Origin of the sequence: Vibrio sp. 2304, assembly GCF_033339475.1 — a bacterium.
Lineage (GTDB): Bacteria > Pseudomonadota > Gammaproteobacteria > Enterobacterales > Vibrionaceae > Vibrio > Vibrio alginolyticus.
The window spans coordinates 1-584 of record NZ_JAWOUQ010000091.1; the positions used below are offsets into that span (position 1 = coordinate 1).

The 584-nt window shown below is 50.3% G+C and carries 1 protein-coding gene; it reads left to right on the plus strand.

The window, feature by feature from the left end; genetic code table 11:
* Window positions 1–584: aminotransferase class I/II-fold pyridoxal phosphate-dependent enzyme (locus R7P64_RS24420; RefSeq protein WP_318124203.1), on the plus strand; the 584-nt coding region annotated here is incomplete at both ends.

Consider the following 584-nt stretch of genomic DNA (forward strand, 5'->3'; position numbering starts at 1 on the left):
TGAATGATGGCCTACGCACGCCAGGTGCCATCATGCTCGGTGGGGGTAACCCGGCCGCCATTCCTGCCATGCGCGATTACTTTCACCAAGCCAGTGAAGAAATGCTCGCCAGTGGCGAACTCGTCGCCGCGCTCACTAATTATGATGGCCCTCAGGGTAAAGACGTGTTCGTCAAAGCGCTCGCTCAGCTGTTTCGTGAAACATACGGCTGGGACATCAGTGAGAAGAATATTAGCCTGACGAATGGCAGCCAAAGCGGGTTCTTCTACCTATTTAATTTGTTTGCTGGTCAGCAGCCAGATGGTTCGCACAAAAAAGTCCTGTTGCCTATCGCACCGGAATACATTGGCTACGGTGATGCAGGTATCGATGAAGACATTTTTGTTTCGTACCATCCAGAAATAGAGCTACTCGACAACGGCCTATTCAAATATCACGTTGATTTTGAAAAGCTCACCGTCGATGACTCCGTCGCAGCAATTTGTGCATCTCGCCCAACCAACCCAACAGGTAACGTACTGACTGACGAAGAAGTGCGTAAACTGGACAAATTGGCGCGCGAGAACAACATCCCACTGATCATC